Genomic DNA, 21,133 nt, shown 5'->3' with positions numbered 1-21,133 from the left:
AATGCGGCTTACCGGTCGAGGTCAGCTGCGGCATCGGTCAGCCGCGGAGCGCCTCCGAGACGGCACCCAGCAATGTGTTGAACCGCGTGTTTCCGGGAAGGTCGTCGATAAACACCGGCTTACCGTCCGGACCGCCGAGCGGGACCTGCCAGTTCGGGTACAGCGCCTCGGTGGTGCCGGGCTGGTTCTGCACCCGCCGCTCCCCCACGGCATCCACCAGCGCCACCCCAAGCAGGACCGACGGCGTCTGGGCCAGCAGGCGGTGCAGCGCCTCTATGGTGCGTTCCTCGCTGCCGCCGCCGTCGGGACCGTTGCCGCCAGCACCACCGTGGCTCCCGTCGGCGGAGGCGCCACTGTCAGGCAGCAGGCCGCGTTCCCGCAGCAGCCCCATCATCTTTTCGAGCGTGGCCGTGTGCTCCGCCCGCTCTTCCGCCTCGGGGCGTTCCAGAAGGCCCAGCCTGCTGCGAAGCGCCACATGGTCGCCCGCCAGGTAGCCGGCGGTGGGCGGCAGGTCGTGGGTGTTGACGCTGGCGAGTGCCTGCGTGCGGTACAGCTCCGGCGGCAGGGGTGAATCGCCGTCGTTCTCGAACCAGAGGATGGAGGTGCCCAGAATGCCGCGGTCAGCGAGGTAGTCGCGCACCCACGGCTCGAAGGTTCCCAGGTCCTCGCCGATCACAACGGCGCCGGCACGCTGGGCCTCCAGCGCCAGGATACCGATCAGTGCTTCGTGGTCGTACGTGACATAGGCGCCATCGCGCGGGGAATTGCCGGCCGGCACCCACCAGAGGCGGAACAGGCCCAGCACGTGGTCCACCCGGATGCCGCCGGCATGCCGGAGCACGGTGGAGAGCATGTTCCGGAACGGTGCGTAGCCTGCCTCCGCCAGGCGGGTGGGATGCCACGGCGGCTGGTTCCAGTCCTGGCCCAGCTGGTTGTACATGTCCGGCGGTGCCCCCACGCTGATCCCGGGCGCCAGGACATCGCGGAGGGTCCAGGCGTCGGCGCTGCTGAGGTCCACGCCCACGGCAAGATCGTGCACCACGCCCAACCGCATCCCCGCCCGGCGCGCCGCCTGCTGCGCGTTCTCAAGCTGTTCGTCACAGATCCACTGCAGCCAGCGGTGGAACCCGATCCTGTCCGCAAGCTTCCCGCGCAGTGACTCCGCCTCAGGGGAACCCAGCGCGCAGTCCGGGTCCGTCCAGACCGGATGGTCCGGTGCCAGGTCTTCCCGGATGGCGGACCACAGCGCGAAATCATCCAGCCCGGTGCCGGAGATCCGGCAGAATTCGTCGAACGCTGCCTGCCGCGCCGGCGAGCGCCGGGCGTGATAGAGAAGTTCCAGGGCCTGGAGCTTGGCGGCGTATGCGGCGTTCCGGTCCAGCCGTTCGCCGTCCTTGTTCAGGGCCTGGACCTGCTCCTGCAAGCTGTCCAGCGCCGCGCGCTTACGCGGCTTCAGGTAGGCGATTTCCGGGATGGCCTCCACCCGGATGTACAGCGGGTTGAAGAAGCGCCGCGTGGACGGCGAGTAGGGCGACGGCTGGACCGGCGGCACGGGTTCAGCGGCGTGCAGCGGGTTGACCAGCACGTAGTCCGCACCACGGGCGCCGCTGAGCGTGGCCAGATCCGCGAGGTCGGCGAAGTCGCCGATCCCCCAGGAACGTTTGGACCGCACGGAGTAGAGCTGCGTGGCCAGGCCCCATCCCCGACGCTCCGCCAGGGAATCGGCTGTGGTGAGCCGCGCCGGAACCACCACCAGCGTGCCCTCGGCTGTGACGCCGTCGGACTCTGCCTGCAGCGTGTGCCAACCCAGCGGCAACCCCGCCGGCACGGCGAAGGTGGCCCTGCCGGTGGCCACGCCATCCACGTCCTGGGGCGCCACCCAGACGTCCTGCTGGACAGCGTCCACGGGCCCGCCCGTACCGGCCTCCAGCACAACTGTCAGACGCGCTGTCGAACCGTCCCGGACGTGGACGGGAACCAGTGCGGTTTGGCCCTGCTGGACCACGACGGCGGGCGGCAGCATCCGCCGCCACGGCGCCACTTCCGCCTCGGCCAGGGCAATCTCGATCAGCTGGTTCGTGTGGGCGGGGACGCCCAGCGCGGCGAGGACCTTGGTCAGCGTCTCCGGGGCGACGCTGTGCGGAAGCCCGTCCCAGCCGTGGAACGAGGTGCCTACGCCATGTGCGTCCGCCAAACGCTGGAGAAGGTGCTGGTCCACGGGCTCATGACCGCCCGCATCACCATCGGCCGGTACCGGCGTTCCGAAAGTTTGAGCGTGCTGCTGGTCTGGAGCCTTCATGGATGTCCGCCTCGTCTGGTGTGATGGGCCCGAACTTACATTGCTGCTTTGCACGCCGGGGCTTCGCTGCGCCCCGGACACACGTTGGTTCCGATTATTGCAGGGGCCGCCGCCGGTCCGCTTCACCATCGGCACGTGACCGCTTCGAACCGTTGACTTGTCTTGTGGACATCCCCTACCGTTCCAGTCACTGACAACGTTGTCTATTTCTAGGCACGCGCGATGAAGGGCACCCCTATCCATGCAGATCAACAAATCCCGAACCGTCCTTACGTGTTCGGCACTCACCCTGGCAGGCCTCAGCCTCGCCGCAACACTCGCCGGTTCGGCCCCGGCCTGGGGCACGGCAGAAACGGCAACCACACCAGCCTCACGAACCGTTTCCGACGCTGGCTCCGGCTCCGGAACGCCCCTCGGCGGGGAACAGTACCGGCCTGCCTTCCACTACTCGCCGAAACAGAACTGGATGAACGATCCCAACGGAATGGTCTTCCACAAGGGCGTTTACCACCTGTATTACCAGCACAACCCGTCGGGAAATACGTGGGGCAACATGTCCTGGGGGCATGCCACGTCCAAGGACCTGACGCACTGGACGGAGCAGCCGGTGGCCATCGCCACCGATGACCAGCAGGACATCTTCTCCGGCAGCGTTGTGGTGGACAAGGACAACACCACAGGGTTCGGAACCGCGGAGAACCCGCCGCTGGTCGCCGTCTACACCAGCGCGTACAAGCCGGGCTCACCCCACCAGGGCCTGCAGGCACAGTCGCTCGCCTACAGCCTGGACGACGGCCAGACCTGGACCAAGTACAACGCGAACCCGGTACTGAACCGCAACTCGGCAAACTTTCGCGACCCCAAGGTCTTTTGGTACAGCACCCCCGATGGCGGCGGCTACTGGGTGATGGCCGCCGTCGAAGCCACCGACCACAAGGTTCTGCTCTACAAATCCGGGAACCTCAAGGACTGGACGCTCCTGAGCGAGTTCGGGCCGGCCAACGCCACGGGCGGGCTCTGGGAGTGCCCGGACCTCTTCCCGCTGGCTGTTGATGGCGACCCCGCCAACATCAAGTGGGTCATGGTGGTCAACATCAACCCCGGCGGCGTCGCGGGCGGATCGGCCGGGCAGTACTTTGTTGGCGACTTCGACGGCACAACCTTCACGTCCGAGACAACCAAGGCAAGCGATGCCCTCCCCGCCGGAACCCCGCTGGCAGGCTTCAACAACGGCACCTACGACGGCTGGACCGTGGCCAACGAGCCAGGAAACTGGAAGAACGGCCCGTTCGGAGATACGCCAGCCACCGGTTCGCTGCCGGGACAGAACACTGTGAGCGGCTTTGCCGGGGCTGGGCTGATCAACTCCTTCAACGACGGCGACTGGCCAGTGGGCACCGCGGAATCACCGCAGTTCACCGTTAACAGCGACTACCTGAATTTCCTGGTGGGCGGCGGCCAGCATCCCCGTGTCTCGGACAAGCTGGACAACACCCCGCCGGCCGGTGACCTCCTGTTCAACGGGTTCGAGGTCCCGGACGGAACGTCAATGGCCGACGCCGGCTGGACCGGAACCGCCGACCTCGCACCTTCGTTCCAGCCCGCCACCTCCGGCGGTGACTTCTATATCGGCGCCAAGCGGATCAACACGTTTGATACCGGCGGTGCACCGGGCGACGACAGGCAGGGAACCCTGACGTCGCCGTCGTTCACGCTCTCCCGGGACTTCATGAGCATGCTGGTGGGCGGCGGACACAGGGCCGCGGGCTCAGGCCAGCAGCTGGAGGTGCAGCTGCTGGTGGGCGGCAACGTCGTCCGGACGCTGGCCGGGGACGATGCCGGCGCCCTGAACTGGAAGGGCTGGGACGTTTCCGAGTTCGCGGGGCAGGAAGCCCAGCTGCGGATCGTGGACCAGGCAACGGGCGGCTGGGGCCACCTGACGTTGGACCACGTCATGCTCACCGACCAGGCCGCGGTGCCGCGGTCCGACGAGACCACGGTGAACCTGGTGGTGGACGGCCAGGTGGTCCGGACCGCCACCGGCGCCAACAGCGAGGTTCTGGACTGGGCCTCGTGGAACGTTGCCGAATTCAAGGGCCGACAGGCCAGCATCAGGGTGGTGGATAACAACCGTTTCGGCTGGGGCCACATCCTGGCCGATGAGTTCGTGGCGTCGGAGCAGGCGGCCACACCGCGGATCCAGACCTACGACTGGCTGGACTACGGCCGGGATTACTATGCCTCCGTTTCGTTCGCCAACATGCCCCAGGACAAACGCGTGATGCTGGGCTGGATGAACAACTGGGACTACGCGCAGGCCATTCCCACCTCGCCCTGGCGCAGCGCCATGTCGCTGCCCCGGGAAGTCGCGCTGACGCAGACTCCGGCCGGACCGCGCCTCACCCAGAAGGCTGTCAAGCAGGTGGATGACCTGGCTGCGAAGCCGAGCTACACCGAGAAGCGCGCCCGGGACATTGCCCCGGGGACCACTGCGCTGCCAGCGGCTGCCTGGGGCCAGGTACAGCGGATCGACGTCACGCTCGCGCCGGGCACGGCTTCACGGGCCGGAATCACCGTACTGGGGATCGGCAACACCGCCACCGAGATCGGCTACGACCGGACCACCGGCGAGGTGTACGTGGACCGGGAGAATTCGGGAGACACCGGCTTCCATCCGCTGTTCACCTCCGTGGACTCCGCGCCCGTCACCCTGGATGCAGACGGCACAGTTACCCTGCGGGTGTATATCGACAGGTCTTCCGTGGAGGTCTTCACCCAAGGCGGGCAGCGGACCATCACGGACCAAGTGTTCCCCGAAGCGGGAGCTAACCAGGTGGCGCTCTTTGCCGACGGCGGCACGGCGCAGCTGAAGTCAATCACCGTGACTCCGGTGGCGCAGTCGATGTTCAGCACGTTGACCAGCCCGGTCAGGGACCGCCAGAAGTAGGCTGAACCGTCCCGGGCTTGTCCGCTGAACCCTGCCTTCAAGGTTAGGAATCGCGGACAAGCCCGGGATTTGGCGTCTGCGCAGACTGTCTGAAGAGCGGTGGTCAGTGCACCGGCTGCAGCCAGGTGAGCACCGAACCGTCCTCTTCGATCAGGTCCGCGAGCTCGCCGTTGAAGCGGGCACCGTAGTCCGCGCTGATGTGTTCCTGGAAGGCGGCCTCGTCTGCGTAGACCTCGAATACGAAGTACTCACGGGGATTCGCTTCCCGGGTATACGGCAGGAACAGCTGGTTCCCGGGCTCCTGCCTCACTTCATCGGTCAGCTGGCGCATCATCTCGGCTACCCGGTCTTCGCTGCCGGGCTTGACGGTGAATTCGGCGTAAAGCGTTTTGGTCATGGTTGTCCCCTCTGGATTGCCTGGATCTGCTGGTGGTTGAATTGTTGTCCTCAGCCTGCCGGCGGCGGGAGTTCGCCGGAGCCGCGCTGGATGAGCTCGGACGGAACAACGTACGTCTGCGGCGCGCTGCCGTCGCCGTCGATCCGGGCGAGCAGCCGCTCGGCGGCAAGCTTCCCGATACGGTCCGGGTGCTGGGCGATGACAGTGATGCCGGGCTCCATCATGTCCGCCAGGGTGAAGTCGTCAAAGCCCACCAGCGCCACGCGGCGGCTGGCACCAAGTTCCTTCAGGGCGCGCATCACGCCGAACGTGATGAGGTTCTGGCTGGAGAAGATGGCCGTGGGCGGATTCTCGGCCGTGAGGATCTCCAGGGCGGCCAGCCGGGCAGACTCCTCGTCGTGAAGCCCCTCCCGGACCGGCACAGCGGACGTCGCCTGCCCCGCCCGGCCCAGTTCCCCAATGAAGCCGCGACGCCGTTCCCGGGCGGTCTGGATGTCCGGCCGGTCGCCCAGGTAGGCAAGCTTCGTGTGGCCGTGAGCCATAAGGTGGGCGGCCGCCCGAGCCGCGCCGACGGCGTTGTCCGTCACCACCGCGTCGGCCTCGATGCCCACAGGCTCGCGGTCAATGAACACCATGGGCAGGTCCCGGGAATGTTCCGGGATCGCATACGCCTGGCTCCGGGCAATGGGGGTCAGGACCAGACCATCCACGCGCCGGCCGAGGAATGCGGAGACGAGCGACTTTTCCCGCTCGGGGTCATCGTCCAGGCTGGCCGCGAACACGGCTATCCCGCGTGCCGCCAGAGAGTCTTCCATTGCCCGGTGGATCTCGCTGCTGAACGGGTTGGCCACGCTGGGCAGGAGTAACCCGATGGACAGTGTCTGGCGGCCTGTGCGGCGGAGGCTGCCTGCCGCCATGTCCAGCTGGTAGTTGAGCTGGTGGGATGCCCCCAGCACCCTTTGACGGGTGGCCTCGGAGACGCCCGGTTCGTCGTTCATCACCCTGGAGACGGTCTTGATGCCCACCCCGGCCAGCGCGGCGACATGGCGCATGGTGGGCCGGTTCGTGGCGGATTCCGCCTTGTAACGATTAGACATCGTTGTCATTAACTCGCCCTTCATCATCGAATTTGCCTTGACTCTACCCTGTGACGTTGATTACATGAGTTCTGACATCGTTGTCAGGCACGGGAAGTGCCACGAACGTAGGAGATTCAATGTTGAGTTCCAAAGCCACCCCCAAGCTTTCGCACCGCCTGCTGGCCATCGGCGCAGTCCTGACCCTCGGCACGCTCAGCCTCACCGCCTGCGGCGGCAGTTCCAGCCCGTCTGCCAGTGGGACCGCTGGTGAAAAAGTCGGCGTCTCCCTCATCGTGAAAACCACCACCAACCCGTTCTTCGTCTCTATGCAGGACGGGGCGAAGAAGGCAGCCGAAGCCGAGGGCGTGGACCTTAAGCTCGCCGCCGGCAAGGCTGACGGCGACGAGGACACCCAGATCCAGGCCATCGAAAACGCCATCTCCAAGGGCGACAAAGGCATTCTGATCACCCCCAACGGCCCGTCCGTCGTGGATGCCCTGAAGAAGGCCAAGGACGCCGGCCTCTTCGTCATCGCCCTGGACACGCCGCCGGACCCGGCCGACGCCGCAGACATCACCTTCGCCACGGACAACTTCGCCGCCGGCGAGCTGATCGGCAAATGGACCGCAGCTCAACTCGGCGGCAAGAAGGCCACCATCGCGCTGCTGGATCTCTTCGATGACAAGGTCGTCTCGGTCGACTACAACCGTGACCAGGGCTTCCTGTCCGGTCTGGGCATCGACACCGCGGATAAGAAGAAGAACGGCGACGAGGCCAAGACCGGCAAGTACACCGGCGGCAAGGGCGGCGAGTACGAGATCGTCGGCAGCCAGGCCTCGCAGGGTGCCGAGGACGGCGGCCGCACCGCCATGGAAACCCTTCTGTCCAAGAACCCGAACATCAACGTTGTGTACACCATCAACGAACCTGCCGCCGCCGGCGCGTTCGAGGCACTAAAGTCCGCCGGCAAGGAAAAGGACGTCCTCATCGTCTCCGTTGACGGCGGCTGCACGGGCGTAAACAACGTCAAGTCCGGCGTCATCGGTGCCACCGCCCAGCAGTACCCGGTCAAGATGGCCGAACTGGGCGTCAAGGCCATTGTTGACCTGGCCAAGACCGGCAAGAAGCCTGCCAACTCCGCGGGCCTGGACTTCTACAACACCGGTGTCGAGCTCGTCACTGACAAGCCCGCCGACGGCGTCAAGAGCATCACCACCGCCGCTGCTTCCGACATCTGCTGGGGAAAGTAAGCACCCAGTTTCACGGCGGGGCGGGGAGGCCGGAGCCCGCTATCGGTCTCCCCGCATTTGCCTACCGAGCTAGCTCCGCTCTAGCAACCATCACTGAAGATCAGGACCAATCGTGACTCAGCAACAGACCGCCGGCCCGCCCAGCGCCGGGCATGCCGACCTGGCGGAGGAATTCCTTGACCGCCAGACACCGCTTAGCCGGATACGCAATATCCTCCACCGTTACCCCGCCGTCAGCCCCGCCCTCGTACTTCTCATCGCGGTGATCGTCTTCGGCCTCCTCAATGACAGATTCCTGCGGGTTGAAAACCTCTCCCTGATTACCCAGCAGGTCTCCGTCGTCGGCACCCTCGCCATCGCCCAGACCCTCATCATCCTCACGGCAGGCATCGACCTTTCCGTCGGAGCGGTCATGATCCTCTCCTCCATGGTGGTGGCCCAAGTCGCCGTCAACAACGGACTGCCCGCACCTCTCGCGCTACTCGCGGGCCTCGTCGTCGGACTCGCCGCGGGAGCCCTCAACGGATTCCTGGTCACCAGGTTCCGGCTCCCGCCGTTCATCGTTACCCTGGGCACGCTTAACATCTTCATCGCACTGACGCTCCTCTACTCGAACGGCGCGACGGTGCGCGGCTCGGCCATGCCGGACTTGCTCACCTGGACAGGTACCACCTTCCCGGTGGGCCCGGTCAGGATCTCCACCGGCGTCGTCGTCATGCTCCTGCTCTACATCGCTATCGCGTTCATCCTCGGCAAAACCGCCTGGGGCCGGCACGTCTACGCCGTAGGCGATGACAAGGAAGCCGCCCGCCTGGCCGGCATCGCGGTGAACAAAGTCCTCATGAGCGTTTACCTCGCCGCTGGCGCCGTCCTGGCCATCGGCGCCTGGATCCAAATCGGCCGCACCAACGCCGCCAGCCCCAACGCCGGCGTCGACCTGAACCTGGACTCCATCACCGCCGTGGTCATAGGCGGGACCAGCCTCTTTGGCGGCCGCGGCTCAGTCTGGGGCACCCTGCTGGGCGCCCTGATCGTAGGCGTCTTCCGCAATGGACTCTCCCTCGCAGGCCTCGACGTGCTCTACCAGACCCTCGCAGTGGGCGTCCTCATCATCCTCGCTGTGTCCATCGACCAGTGGATCCGAAAGGTGAAATCATGACCGCCATGCATCTGGAGTCCGCGGGGACGGAAGTCCGGCAACCCATCCTGCAAGCCCGGAACCTGGTTAAGACCTTCGGTCGCGTCGTGGGGCTGGACGGCGTCAGCCTGGACCTGTACCCGGGTGAAGTCCTGGCGATCATCGGCGACAACGGCGCCGGCAAATCCACCCTGATCAAGTGCCTGACCGGGGCCGAAGTCCCGGACTCCGGCGAGCTCTTTGTGTCAGGACAGCCGGTACATTTCAAGCGACCGCAGGACGCCCGAGTCCACGGCATCGAAACCGTGTACCAGAACCTCGCCGTTTCGCCGGCCCTGGACGTTGCCTCCAACCTGTTTTTGGGCCGGGAGGAACGGCGTGCGGGACTCCTCGGAAGCGTGTTCCGGATGCTTGACACCAAAGGCATGCGCGTGAAGGCCAAACAGGAGCTGACCCGGCTCGGCATTTCCACGCTCCAGGACGTGACAGTGCCGGTGGAGAACCTCTCCGGTGGCCAGCGCCAGGCTGTCGCCGTGGCCCGCGCCGCAGCGTTCGGTTCAAAGGTTGTCGTGCTGGATGAGCCGACGGCGGCGCTCGGCGTCCGGGAATCCAACCAAGTCCTGCAACTGGTTCGGGACCTCCGGGACCGGGGACTGCCCGTCATCCTGATCAGCCACAACATGCCGCACGTGTTCGACGTGGCGGACCGGATCCACATCCAGCGCCTCGGCAAGTGTGCGGCCACCATCACGCCGCAGTCCCACAACATGACCGATGCGGTTGCGATCATGACCGGCGCAGCCACCGCCTGACCCTGCACCACAGGTTGACTCCCCACCGCCGTCCGCGGGCCTGCACCAGGCCCGCGGACGGCCCCATGAAAGGCTCCCCCGTGCACAGCAATTCCCTTGGTCGCACGTCCGAAATTACGTCTGGGCCCGACGTCGTCGTCATCGGCGAAGCGCTCGTTGACGTGGTCGCCTCGTCCAACGGCCCCATCGAGCATCCGGGCGGTTCACCGATGAACGTGGCCTACGGCCTGGGACGCCTCGGCGTTGCCACCGCCCTGCTGACGTCGCTGGGCGCAGATGCCCGCGGCGAGGCGATAGAGGCGCACCTGCGGCGTGCCGGCGTCGAACTCCTGCCGGGCTCAAAGTCCGCGGCGCGCACCGCGTCCGCCACGGCAACCCTCGCCGCGGACGGCTCCGCCACGTACGACTTCGACATCAGCTGGGAACTGCCGGCCGTGGCCCCTGCCCACCTGCCCAAAGTTCTCCACACCGGATCCATCGCCACGTTCCTGGCACCGGGCGCGACGGTGGTGCGGGGACTGCTGGAACAGTCGCACCGCGAGTGCCTGGTCACCTACGATCCGAACATCAGGCCGGCGTTGCTGGGCAGCCAGGCAGAGGCCGTGCGGATTTTCGAGGACCTGGTTCCACTGACGGACGTGGTCAAGCTCAGCGACGAGGACGCCACCTGGCTGTACCCCGGGGTCAGCCTCGAGGACGCCGCAGAACGGATCCTGCGGCTGGGCGCCGGACTGGCAGTGGTCACCCGCGGCGGGGAAGGCTCATTGTTGGCGACGCCCGCCACACAGCTTTTCATTCCCGCCGTCCGGTCCACGGTGGCGGACACCATCGGCGCGGGTGATTCGTACATGGCGGCACTGATCTACGGCCTGCTGTCGCGCCGCACCGAGGGCCTGGGACAGGACGTCCTGACCACTATCGGGCGCATGGCGTCAAAGGCAGCCGCCATCACCGTCCGCCGGCCGGGCGCGAATCCTCCCACGGCCGTGGAGCTGGCCGCGGACCTGCCAGGGGCGGAAGTGATCCAAGGAACGAAAGCTACTGCCGCCGTCGTGGTCTGAGGAACTGGTGTCCGGCGGCAGCCCTCAGGGCGCCGAATCCCGGATTTTCAGGTCAAAGCCCGCCTCCGCGTGAACGCCGTCTTCCCTGGCTTCCAGCCCGTCAATCCGGTCGATCAGCAACCCGACGGACCGTTCCGCAATCTCGTCCATGCCGGGCGACACGGTGGTGAGCGACGGCGAGGCGAACCGTGCCTCGTCGATGTCGTCAAAGCCCGCCACGGCAACGTCCTGCGGCACCTTCACGCCACGGATGAGCAGTTCGTGCATGGCGCCCAGGGCGAGGGCGTCGTTGAGCCCGAAGACGGCGTCGAACGGAATGCCGTTTTCCAGAAGGCCGGCGACGGCGGCTGCTCCCCCGTCGCGGCGCCATTTACCCGGTGCCACCAGGGCTGGGTCAAACGGGACACCGGCGTCCTCCAGTGCGCTCCTGTAACCGTTGAGCCGCAGGCCGGCCGAGCCCGCTGATTCGCCAGGATGGGCGCCAAGCACGGCAATACGACGGCGGCCTCCCGCCAGCAGGTGGGCGGTGAGGGCGTGGGCGGCGTCCCGGTTTCTCATGGTGACCAGATCCAGCCGGGGATCCTGAATGTGCTCGCCGAGCAGCACCACCGGCTTGCTGCCGCGGTGGGAGGCGACGGCGTCGGCCCTCATGACGAGTGGCGTGAACAGGAGTCCGTCGGTCAGCTGCCGCAGCGGACCCTGCAGGGCACCGAGTTCGTTGGCTTCCAGGGCGCCGGACTGTTCCACCAGCACGCGGTAGCCGCGCCGCTCCGCCACCGTCATCACCCTTGAGGCCAGCTCTGCGTAGTACGGCGCCGCGAGATCGGACAGCACCAGGCCCAACATGTGGGTCTTCCCGGAGCGCAGGCTGCGAGCTGTCAGGTTCGCCTCGTAGCCCAGTGCGGCAATGGCGTCCTGGACCCGTTGCCTGGTGGCCGGCCGGATGAACTCGTAGTCGTTGAGCACGTTCGACACGGTCTTCAACGACACCCCGGCGACGCGCGCCACATCGTTCATGGTCACTGCCATGAGCGGTCAGCCTTTGGCAGCCTTGGCCGCCGCCTTTGCTGCCTGCTTGCTGGCCCGCACCTTCGCGAGCGATTCAGGACTCACGATGTCGGCAACCGAAAGGAAGGCATCCTCCTGGCCGTAGTGGCCGGCGGCCTCGCGCCAGCCGGGTGCGTTCAGCCCGCGCTGCTTCCCCAGGAGCGCAAGGAATATCTTTGCCTTCTGCTCCCCGAATCCTGGCAGTGCCTGCAGGCGGCGCAGCACCTCCGGGCCGTCCGGGTCGCCCTTGGTCCAGATCAGCGTCGCGTCGCCGTCCCAGTCATGCTGCACCGTCTCGGCGAGCGCCTGGACACGTCCCGCCATCGAGCCGGGGAACCGGTGCACCGCGGGCCGTTCCTTGAACACGTCGACGAAAGCCTGAGGTTCGTACGCGGCCACCGCGGCCGGGGCGATGGACCCGATCCGGGCCCGGATCTTCTCCGGCCCGGCAAAGGCGGATTCCATGGTTACCTGCTGGTCCAGCAGCATGCCTGTCAGCAGCGCAAACGCGTCATCGGTCAGCAGTTGGTCGGCGGCCGGGTCACCTGTGATATGCAGTTCCATGGCCCTCATCCTTCCACCTCCCGCGGCCTGCGTCATGACCTGGAGTTTTTGTCCATGCTCATGGTGATCGTGCCGGCGGAGGAGAACTCATCAGCGCGGAGTTGAGTAGTTTTTCCGAAAAACCAAGTACTACCTAATTTGAAAAACAAGTACCGATTACGCGGTTGCCGGGGACCATGCCAGAACTACCTTCGAGTAATGAGTTAAGACTCGCAAACCGCACTGGTTTGGATGTCTCACTAGGGGGTTGTGGGAAGGATGAATACACGACTCGGTAGCCGCGTTTTCCCGCTCCAAGGGGTCCGGGAAATAAGCGGGGCCGGCGACGAGGAGGTCTTAGAGACCAAGGCCTCTCCCCCAGCCGTCGCCGGCCCTTTGTCCCCCACGCTTCACATTCATCCAGCGCTTCCAATCAGTTCCTGGTGTCCCGGCGGGAGGCGGACGTGAAGTATTCCCGATCCGAGGCTTCCCAGGCACACGCGTCGGCGGGCAGGAGACCAGCGCCCGCTCATCCGGCCCAACACACCACCCAGCATGCAGCCCCGCATCCGGGGCCGGCGGCAATCCCGGACCGCAGGCCCATCCCAACACCGAGCGATCGTCCTGGCGCGGAACCGGCAGCCAAGGCGTTCACCATCGGGATGGTCGGCGTCGACGGGCTTATCCCCGATTTGGTCACCGGTTCGAAGGACCTGTCTGACTCCCTGGAGATCCTGGCCCACCTGGGAGCGGCCACGCTGAGCCGTCTCGCCGGCGTTCCCATCGAATGCGCCCTGGTCCTGAGCCGGGCCAAACGCTCCAGATCCACCGCCGGAACGGGCACGCGGACCGCGACATTGGCCCGGCTGGAAAAGGAGGTCGGCGAAGGCCCCCTGACCGAAGCCCTCACCGGCACAGGGACCGCGGCCATGAACCACGTGGCCTCCGACTTCCGCTGGGGACGCTACAGGCGGCACCTGCAGGATGCCGGGTTCGACAGCGTCCTGGGCCTGCGGCTTTCCCTGGATGAGGGCACGGAGGCCGCCCTGGCCTTCTTCGCAGCCAGCCCCCAGGCGTTCCCGCTGCACGTCATCGCCGAGGCGCGCAGTTTCACCGACCTCGCGTCCCGCGGCCTCAGGCTGGCCCTTGAGTTGGAGTCGGCCAGCACCAGGGCGTCGGACCTGCAGTCAGCCTTGGAAAGCCGGACGTCCATCGACATTGCCTGTGGCGTCATCATGGCGCAGAACAGGTGCTCCTACAACGACGCAATTGCCATCATCGCCAAGGCATCCAGCCACCGGAACATCAAGCTCCGGAAGGTGGCTGAGGGCATCCTGGCGAACCTGCCAGGGGGAGCACCGGACACGCATTTCGAGCATTAGGCTGCCTCAGGTCATCCACGTTGGCCACCGCCAATGCCCGTGCTGGGGTGTATACGAAAGAAGACCAGAGACGAAGTGTCTCTGGTCTTCCGCGTGGGTGGGCCCTGTGGGGATCGAACCCACGACCCACGGATTAAAAGTCCGATGCTCTACCAACTGAGCTAAAGGCCCCAGCCGACGGTCAAACAACCGATCAGCCCAGTCCATTTCTGGACGTAAAATACTTTACCCCACACACGGGGCGGCTTTGGCACGCAAGTTGTCCGCCGCCGTCGTATGTTCCGAATTCCGCACAGCGTCACCCGCGCTGGCGAGGTCCATCCTGGCGGCAAACAGCACTCGATTTCCCGCGCGGCACAGGAGTAGCGTGGGGGGCATGAGCGAACAAGCAGGACCCAGTCACTACGGCGGAGCCAACCGGCATCACAAGCCCAAGCCGTTCGCCCCCATCGACTTTGAGCCGTTCGCAGGCGGCCCCGATCCTGCGCGCGTCTCCGAGGCCGCCCACCTCGCCGCCCAGGCACTGGTTCGCCACGGACGCGACAGCGACGATCCCGTCATCACCGAACGCCTGGTCAAGCTGACCGACGAGCAGGGCCTGGAGGCCATCGCGGAGATGTGGGCGGAAAGCCCGGCGCGTTCGCTGCCCGGCGCCCTCTGGCGGCTGTACGCCCTGCGCGCCGCCACCGTCCAGGACCCCGAACGGATCTCCGTGTACTTCCGGGCAGGCAAGGACACCGCGCAGGTTTCCAACGTGGTGGCCGGCGCCGCTGAACCGCCGGGAGCCGAGGAAATGCGGACCATGGCTGACGCCATTCTCTCCGGAGCGTTCGACGGCGAGTTCGACGTCGCGCTGGAACGTTCCGCCGCGTTCTGCCGCGTGGTGGCGCTGGGCCAGGCGACGATCGCCGACGGTGCCGAGCTCGGCAACGAGGCCCACGCAAGCAAGCTCACGCGCAACTCGCACCAGCTCGTGAAGACGGCCGAGGACCTTGAACATGCGGCAAACGCCTGGCGGCTGGGCGAGCTCGACTGAACCACCGGCGCCGATCTGTCAATGTTGACTTGGGCCAAGCAACGTAGAACACTGAAACTGGTGTCGAGCCGCGAAACCCCCGGGCTTCAACAATTAGCCGCCTAGAGCGGCCTACCGCCGAGAGGCGTATCCGGTTCGGCACCATTTTTTGCGCCTGTTTACAGGCCGCGGCAACTGGGCCGGTAGTATCAACATCAGCTGCTGGCCTGCGTCAAGTTACAAGTGGGCGGCCCCCGACCCCTGCACATCCCCGGAGACCGGTACCCAACGTGAAGCTGCGCCTTTTTCCCCAGGAGCCCGCAGGGCTGATCCTGCTGTCCCAGATGGCCCAGCAAATTGTGCATGCCAGCGCCACCATGGCAGAGATCCTTGGCGTACCTGCCACGGAGCACGCCAAGCTCGTGGACGACATGCACAACCACGAGGCCAGGTCCGGCGAACTGCACTTTGCCTTGCTCACGCACATGCGCACGAGCTTTGTGAACCCGCTCCCCCGCGAAGACATGTACGCGCTGTCCCGCTACCTCAACGAGGCCCTCGAGAAGCTGGACGGCGCCGCGGAACTTGTTTTCTTGTACCAGCTGGACCGCCTGCCGCGGCGGGCGGCCGACCAGCTCGAGATCATCAGCCGGCAGGCCGAGCTCACTGTGGACGCCATGCGCCGGCTCGACAACCTCGACGACCTCGAGGACTACTGGATCGAGATCCTCAGGCTCGCCAAACGCGCGGAACGGACCCACCGGGTCTGGGTGGCGGACATGATCCGGGACATGAAGTGGGCGCAGTATTCCCGTAACCGCGACGTCGCCAACCAGCTGGTGGAAGTTACCAAGGACATGCGCCGCATCGCTACCCAGGTAGGCAGCATCATCGTCAAGGAATCCTGACGTGACGGCAGTGATTTTCGGCATTGTGGTCCTGCTGACCGCAGTGTTTGCCTTCCTCAACGGCTTCAGGGACGTCTCCACCTCCGTGGCGTTGGCTGTCCGCACCAGGGCGCTCACACCCAGCGTTGCCGTGCTGCTGGCTGCCTGCTTCAATTTCCTGGGCGCCATGATCAGCGCCACCGCAGTGGTTGCTGTCAGCCACACGTGGATCCACCTGCCCGACGGCGAAAGCGGCCTCAGCATCCTGGTTTCGTCCCTGGCAAGCGCCTCTGCCTGGGGCCTGCTGATGTGGTGGCGGGGCATCCCGGCTTCCTCGACGCACGCCCTGGTGGGCGGGCTGGCCGGGGCAGGGCTCGCCAGCTTGGCCGTGGGCGGGGCGGGAGTGGGCAGCGTTGACCATTCCCTGCTGGTCCAGGTCATCCTGCCGCTGGTGCTCTCACCCGCCGTCGCTTACATTGGCGCGTACCTGCTGGTATTCCCAACGACCTGGGCGGCGCGCTACGCCCAGCCCAGCGTCATCAACCAGCGCTTCCGCCGCAGCCAGGCCATCGCGGCAGGGGCCGTGGCGTTCGGCCACGGCATGCAGGACGGCCAGCGTGTGGGCGCCGTGCTGCTCCTGGCCCTGGTCGCGGCAGGATACGCCGACGGCGAGAGTATCCCCCTGTGGGTGGCACTGGTATCCGCCCTGATGATCACGGCCGGAACACTCTTTGGCGGCTGGCGGATCTCCCACACCATCGGCTACAAAATGACCAGGGTGGACCCGTTGCGGGGCTCCGTGGCCCAGACTCTCAGCGGCGTGATGCTGTTTCTCGGGGCGATCGCGTTGCAGTGGCCCCTCTCCACCACCCACACTGTCACCGCGGCCGCGCTGGGGGCCGGCGAGAACCAGCACTTCTCAGTCACCAACCGGAAACTGGTCATGCAGATCCTGGCCCTGTGGGTCCTCACCCCTGCTGCAGCCGCGGCCGGGGCCTTCGTGCTGGCCCTGGCGATGTCACCTTTGGCGGGCTGAGCGCAAGCCTTAAACGCCGCGGGGATTATCCGAAGCGGCCGGAGACGTAGTCCTCGGTGGCCTTCACGTTGGGGTTGTTGAAGATTGTCTGGGTGTTCCCGTATTCGATCAGCTTGCCCGGCTTGCCGGTACCGGCGATGTTGAAGAACGCCGTCTTTTCCGAAACGCGGGCGGCCTGCTGCATGTTGTGGGTCACGATCACCACGGTGTACTGGTCCTTGAGATCGTTGATAAGGTCCTCGATGGCCAGCGTGGAGATCGGGTCCAGCGCGGAGCACGGCTCGTCCATGAGGATCACCTGCGGTTCCACCGCAATGGCACGGGCGATGCAGAGGCGCTGCTGCTGGCCGCCTGACAGGCCGGACCCGGGCTTCTCCAGGCGGTCCTTGACCTCGTTCCAGAGGTTGGCGCTCTGCAGGGACCTCTCCACGAGGACGTCGGCCTCGCCCTTGGAGATCTTCTTGTTGTTCAGCTTGACGCCGGCCAGCACGTTGTCGCGGATGGACATGGTGGGGAACGGGTTGGGCCGCTGGAAGACCATGCCGATCTGCGAACGCACCGTCACGGGGTCCACGCCGGGGCCGTAGAGGTTGTCGCCGTCCAACAGGACTTCGCCTTCGACGCGGGCGCCGGGCAGAACCTCGTGCATGCGGTTCAGGGTGCGCAGGAACGTGGACTTGCCACAGCCTGAGGGACCGATGAAGGCCGTTACGGACTTGGCCTCGATGTTGATGGTGACATCCTCCACGGCCAGAAAATCGCCGTAGTACACGTTCAGGTCTTTGACGTCGATGCGCTTAGACATGGTGTTCCTTCACTTGCTGGGGTACGGATTGAAGTCTAGGGTTTGGCCGCGAGGACCGGAATGGCCTGCTGAAAAAAATTTCAGCGGCCGGTTTTGGGCGCAAAGGTCCTGGCGATCAGCCGGGCGCCAAGGTTCAGCACCATTACCAGGATGATCAGCACCAGGGCGGCGCCCCAGGCCCGCTGCGAGGACGGGTCCGGGTTCGCCGGCGAGGTGGGGTTCAGGATCTGGGTATAGATGAACGTGGGTAGCGAGGCCATCCAGCCGCCGAACACGTTGTTATTGATGCTGGTGGCAAACCCGGCGGTGACCAGGATGGGCGCAGTCTCACCGATAACGCGGGCGATCGCCAAGGTGACGCCGGACGCGATGCCGGAGATCGCCGTCGGGATAACCACCTTGAGGATGGTGCGCCACTTACGCACACCCAACGCGTAGGCCGCTTCGCGCAGTTCGTTGGGGACGATCTTGAGCATTTCCTCGCTGGAACGCACCACGACAGGAATCATCAGGACCGAAAGTGCGACGGCGGCGACGGCACCGGTCTTGGTGCCGGGCCCCACCACGGCGAAGAAGAACGCTGCGGCGAACAGGCCGGCCACGATGGACGGGATGCCGGTCATAACGTCCACAAAGAACGTGATGGCGCGGGCCAAACGGCCGTCGTGGCCGTACTCCACCAGGTAAATGGCGCTCAGCAGTCCGACGGGCACGGAGATCACGGTGGCTACCAGCGTGATCTGGATGGTACCCAACAGGGCGTGGTAGATGCCACCGATAACGGGGGCGCCCTCTTCAACGGCCTTATTGTCGTAGACGCCCGTGACGCCGTTCATGGAGCTGGTGAGGAAGCCCGGGGAGATGAGGCCGGGGACTCCGTTGACCAGCACCGTCCAGATCACGGAGATCAGTGGGAGCAGCGCGATCAGGAACGAGCCCACCACCAGGCAGGTGGCCAGCTTGTCCTTGGCTTTGCGGGAGCCTTCCACCGCGGCGCTCCAGCCCACCAGGCCGGCAGTGAAGAGGATGGCCGAGACGATGCCCCAGCCAAAGGCATTGAACCCGATGAGTGCCAGGATTGCGGCGCCCACGATGAGCGCGAGTCCCAGGACAACGTACGGCGCGTACTTGGGTAGCTGGCCTTTGGTGAGGGCTGAACGCTTACTGCGCACGGGGGTAAGAGTGGAGGACATTTAGTTGGCTCCCGAGAATTCTTTGTGCCGGGTGATGATCCAGCGGGCGATCATGTTGACTCCCAGGGTGATCACAAAAAGGACCAGGCCGGCAGCGATCAGCGTGCTGACTTTGAGGCCACTCGCTTCGGGAAAGTTCAGCGCGATCTCCGCGGCGATGGTCTGGTTGCCGGACGTGATCAGGCTGGCTGTCAGGGCACCGGAGGAGAGGACCAGGGCAACTGCCATGGTCTCGCCCAGCGCACGGCCCAGGCCCAGCATGACGGCGCTGATGATGCCCGGACGGGCGAACGGCAGGACCGCCATTTTGATCATTTCCCAGCGCGTGGCACCGAGGGCCAGGGCGGCTTCCTCATGGAGCTTGGGCGTCTGCAGGAAGATTTCGCGGCTCAGTGACGTGATGATCGGCAGGACCATCACCGAGAGCACAATGCCGGCGGTCAGGATGGTTTTGCCGGTGGCAGAGGCGGGACCTTGGAAGATGGGCAGCCAACCCATGTTCCCGGCCAGCCAGTTGTAGGCAGGGGAGATTTCCTTGGCGAGGAACGCCGCGCCCCAGGCACCGTAAATCACCGACGGGATGGCGGCCAGGAGGTCCACCACGTAGCCAAGGCCGGACGCGAGTCCGCGCGGGGCGAAGTGGGAGATGAACAGGGCCACGCCAATGGCGATGGGTGTTGCGATCACCAGTGCGATGACGGCTGCGATGAGGGTGCCGATAACGATCGGCCAGATGTAGGCGAAGAAACCTTTGCCGCCCTGGATCTCGGCGGCGGGGGCGGTGAGCGCCGGAATGGCCTGGACAACAAGGAAGAGTGCCACGCCGAACAAGACGGCGAGGATGAGGCACCCGGCGGCCAGGGCGGCGCCGGAAAAGATCTTATCCCCGGCGCGGCCTGCGCCCTGGGAACTACTCAGGGGGGTGGCGGTCATTCCAGACCCTTCGGTTGTGGGCGGTGCCTAAATCGAGCTTACAAGCCAAAGTTCCCCGCCCCGCCTTTCGGCGTGGCGGGGAACGTGGTTCAGGGACAGGTACTAGGACTTGACCTTGATGGATTCAATGGCCTTGACGGCCTTCTCGGCGAGGGCCGAGGAGAGCGGCGCGGACTTCGCGGAATCAGCAGCCGTCTTCTGGCCGGCGTCCGAAACTACGTAGCTTTCGAAGGCCTTGACGAGGTCAACGGTTTCCTGCTTGTCGTAGGTGGTGCAGACAACGTGGTAGGAAACCAGGACGACCGGGTAGGCGCCAGCCGCGGTGGTCTTGCGGTCCAGCTTGATGGCGCCGTCGGTAGCGGAGCGGCCATCTACGGCCTTGCCGGCTTCAACAGCCTTGGCAGCGGCGTCGGCGGAGATCTTGACGAACTCGCTGCCCACCTTGATGGAGGCGGTGCCCAGCTTGCCGCCCACAGCGGAGTCATCCGCGTAGGTCACGGCGCCTGGGGTGTCGGTGACAGTCTTGACAACACCGGAGGTGCCCTTGGCGTTTTCGCCCTGCAGGGTTGCGGGCCAGATGCCGGCAGCCTTGTCGGTCCAAACATCCGCAGCAGCAGCCGCAAGGTACTCGGTGAAGTTGGTGGTGGTACCGGAATCGTCAGAGCGGTTCACCGGGGTGACCTTCAGGTCCGGGAGGCTGACACCCGAGTTCAGGGCGGCGATGGCGGGGTCGTTCCAGTTGGCGATCTCGCCGCGGAAGATCTTGGCCACGGTGGTTGCGTCAAGCTTCAGCTCGGTGACGCCGGGGACGTTGAACGCCACAGCGATCGGGGAGATATAGACGGGGATGTTGATGGCGCCTTCCGGGCCGCACTTGGCCTTGGAGCTAGCCAGCTCTTCATCCTTGAGGTACGCATCGGAGCCGGCGAACTGGGCCGAGCCGTCGATGATTGCCTTGCGGCCTGCGCCGGAACCGTCCGGAGAGTACTGCACGGTGGCGCCGGGGTTGGCAGCGGCGAAGCCGGCCTTCCAGGCGTCCATGGCTGCACCGGTGGAGGATGCTCCGATCCCGGTCAGCGTGCCGGTGACCTTGGGGCCGGCAGAAGTCTGGTTGCCTGCAGGCGTGTTGCCCGTGGCGTTATCTGAACCGCAGGCGGTGAGCGCGAGTGCGCCGGCTGCGATTACAGCGATAGCCGCGTGGCGGCTGAAACGGAGTGCCTTCACTAGATGTACCCCTTCCAGGGTTATTCAGTTGCGGGGAGGGCCCGGAGAAGCCCTGCAGCGCGATGCGTATGTTTTGTACCTTCAT

The 21,133-nt window shown here is 65.7% G+C and carries 18 protein-coding genes and 1 tRNA gene; 9 read left to right on the top strand and 10 right to left on the bottom strand.

Translation table 11 applies throughout. The features are described from left to right. Positions 1-37: 37 nt before the first annotated feature. Positions 38-2,299, bottom strand: a complete 2,262-nt coding sequence (gene malQ / locus NIBR502772_RS04080; protein ID WP_141139187.1) for a 4-alpha-glucanotransferase — start codon at positions 2,297-2,299, stop codon at positions 38-40. A gap of 466 nt (positions 2,300-2,765) precedes the next feature. Here malQ and NIBR502772_RS04075 point away from each other — a divergent pair, with 466 nt between their 5' ends. Beyond that, positions 2,766-5,246: a GH32 C-terminal domain-containing protein gene (locus tag NIBR502772_RS04075; RefSeq protein WP_371706861.1), complete on the top strand. Its 2,481-nt coding sequence runs from the start codon at positions 2,766-2,768 to the stop codon at positions 5,244-5,246. 103 nt (positions 5,247-5,349) lie between these two features. Here NIBR502772_RS04075 and NIBR502772_RS04070 read toward each other — a convergent pair whose 3' ends face one another. Continuing rightward, the gene (locus NIBR502772_RS04070) at positions 5,350-5,643 is read right to left on the bottom strand and encodes a putative quinol monooxygenase (protein ID WP_141139185.1); all 294 of its coding nucleotides are present in this window, start codon (positions 5,641-5,643) and stop codon (positions 5,350-5,352) included. Between the two features lie 50 nt (positions 5,644-5,693). Then, positions 5,694-6,695, bottom strand: coding sequence for a LacI family DNA-binding transcriptional regulator (locus NIBR502772_RS04065; RefSeq protein ID WP_141141924.1), 1,002 nt, complete (start codon positions 6,693-6,695; stop codon positions 5,694-5,696). 164 nt (positions 6,696-6,859) lie between these two features. Here NIBR502772_RS04065 and NIBR502772_RS04060 point away from each other — a divergent pair, with 164 nt between their 5' ends. From NIBR502772_RS04060 to NIBR502772_RS04045, 4 genes are all read left to right on the top strand, one after another. Further along, positions 6,860-7,972, top strand: a complete 1,113-nt coding sequence (locus NIBR502772_RS04060) for a substrate-binding domain-containing protein (protein WP_141139184.1) — start codon at positions 6,860-6,862, stop codon at positions 7,970-7,972. Positions 7,973-8,084: 112 nt separating this feature from the next. Continuing rightward, positions 8,085-9,131 (top strand): ABC transporter permease, encoded by a 1,047-nt coding sequence (locus tag NIBR502772_RS04055; RefSeq protein WP_141139183.1) that lies wholly within the window; start codon positions 8,085-8,087, stop codon positions 9,129-9,131. Then, positions 9,128-9,922 (top strand): ATP-binding cassette domain-containing protein, encoded by a 795-nt coding sequence (locus NIBR502772_RS04050; protein ID WP_141139182.1) that lies wholly within the window; start codon positions 9,128-9,130, stop codon positions 9,920-9,922. The genes NIBR502772_RS04055 and NIBR502772_RS04050 overlap by 4 nt, the downstream gene beginning before the upstream one ends. A gap of 80 nt (positions 9,923-10,002) precedes the next feature. After that, positions 10,003-10,983 carry a carbohydrate kinase gene (locus tag NIBR502772_RS04045; RefSeq protein WP_246848690.1) on the top strand — a complete coding sequence of 327 codons (981 nt, stop codon included), beginning with the start codon at positions 10,003-10,005 and terminating at the stop codon, positions 10,981-10,983. A 24-nt stretch (positions 10,984-11,007) separates the two neighbouring features. On the opposite strand, the gene NIBR502772_RS04040 is transcribed toward NIBR502772_RS04045, so the two are convergent. Together NIBR502772_RS04040 and NIBR502772_RS04035 are read right to left on the bottom strand one after the other, a co-directional pair. Beyond that, positions 11,008-12,012, bottom strand: a complete 1,005-nt coding sequence (locus NIBR502772_RS04040; protein ID WP_141139180.1) for a LacI family DNA-binding transcriptional regulator — start codon at positions 12,010-12,012, stop codon at positions 11,008-11,010. Between the two features lie 6 nt (positions 12,013-12,018). Next, positions 12,019-12,603: an HhH-GPD-type base excision DNA repair protein gene (locus tag NIBR502772_RS04035; protein ID WP_104063023.1), complete on the bottom strand. Its 585-nt coding sequence runs from the start codon at positions 12,601-12,603 to the stop codon at positions 12,019-12,021. Between the two features lie 434 nt (positions 12,604-13,037). Here NIBR502772_RS04035 and NIBR502772_RS04030 point away from each other — a divergent pair, with 434 nt between their 5' ends. After that, on the top strand, positions 13,038-13,955 hold the full coding sequence (locus NIBR502772_RS04030; protein ID WP_246848689.1) for an ANTAR domain-containing protein: 918 nt from the start codon (positions 13,038-13,040) through the stop codon (positions 13,953-13,955). A 98-nt stretch (positions 13,956-14,053) separates the two neighbouring features. On the opposite strand, the gene NIBR502772_RS04025 is transcribed toward NIBR502772_RS04030, so the two are convergent. Further along, positions 14,054-14,126: transfer RNA gene (locus NIBR502772_RS04025), tRNA-Lys, on the bottom strand. A 205-nt stretch (positions 14,127-14,331) separates the two neighbouring features. Between NIBR502772_RS04025 and NIBR502772_RS04020 the strand changes: the two genes are divergently transcribed. The 3 genes from NIBR502772_RS04020 to NIBR502772_RS04010 all read left to right on the top strand — a co-directional run bounded on the left by NIBR502772_RS04020 (position 14,332) and on the right by NIBR502772_RS04010 (position 16,893). Continuing rightward, positions 14,332-14,991 (top strand): hypothetical protein, encoded by a 660-nt coding sequence (locus NIBR502772_RS04020; protein ID WP_056347859.1) that lies wholly within the window; start codon positions 14,332-14,334, stop codon positions 14,989-14,991. A gap of 269 nt (positions 14,992-15,260) precedes the next feature. Further along, entirely contained in the window at positions 15,261-15,878 is a 618-nt protein-coding gene (locus NIBR502772_RS04015; RefSeq protein ID WP_141139179.1) for a DUF47 domain-containing protein, read from the top strand. 1 nt (position 15,879) lies between these two features. Then, positions 15,880-16,893 (top strand): inorganic phosphate transporter, encoded by a 1,014-nt coding sequence (locus NIBR502772_RS04010; RefSeq protein ID WP_141139178.1) that lies wholly within the window; start codon positions 15,880-15,882, stop codon positions 16,891-16,893. 25 nt (positions 16,894-16,918) lie between these two features. On the opposite strand, the gene pstB is transcribed toward NIBR502772_RS04010, so the two are convergent. The 4 genes from pstB to pstS all read right to left on the bottom strand — a co-directional run bounded on the left by pstB (position 16,919) and on the right by pstS (position 21,048). Next, a complete protein-coding gene (gene pstB, locus NIBR502772_RS04005) occupies positions 16,919-17,698 on the bottom strand; it encodes a phosphate ABC transporter ATP-binding protein PstB (RefSeq protein WP_141139177.1) in 780 nt (259 codons plus the stop codon). A gap of 80 nt (positions 17,699-17,778) precedes the next feature. Next, positions 17,779-18,891 (bottom strand): phosphate ABC transporter permease PstA, encoded by a 1,113-nt coding sequence (gene pstA, locus NIBR502772_RS04000; protein WP_141139176.1) that lies wholly within the window; start codon positions 18,889-18,891, stop codon positions 17,779-17,781. Further along, complete coding sequence (pstC, locus tag NIBR502772_RS03995) at positions 18,892-19,824, bottom strand: phosphate ABC transporter permease subunit PstC (protein ID WP_141139175.1); 933 nt, start codon at positions 19,822-19,824, stop codon at positions 18,892-18,894. A 102-nt stretch (positions 19,825-19,926) separates the two neighbouring features. Next, positions 19,927-21,048, bottom strand: coding sequence for a phosphate ABC transporter substrate-binding protein PstS (gene pstS / locus NIBR502772_RS03990; RefSeq protein WP_141139174.1), 1,122 nt, complete (start codon positions 21,046-21,048; stop codon positions 19,927-19,929). Between the last annotated feature and the right edge of the window lie 85 nt (positions 21,049-21,133).

Origin of the sequence: Pseudarthrobacter sp. NIBRBAC000502772 (genome assembly GCF_006517235.1) — a bacterium.
Taxonomy (GTDB): domain Bacteria; phylum Actinomycetota; class Actinomycetes; order Actinomycetales; family Micrococcaceae; genus Arthrobacter.
Note: the sequence above shows the minus strand (reverse complement) of the source record. Positions and strands in the feature narration are given on the sequence as shown.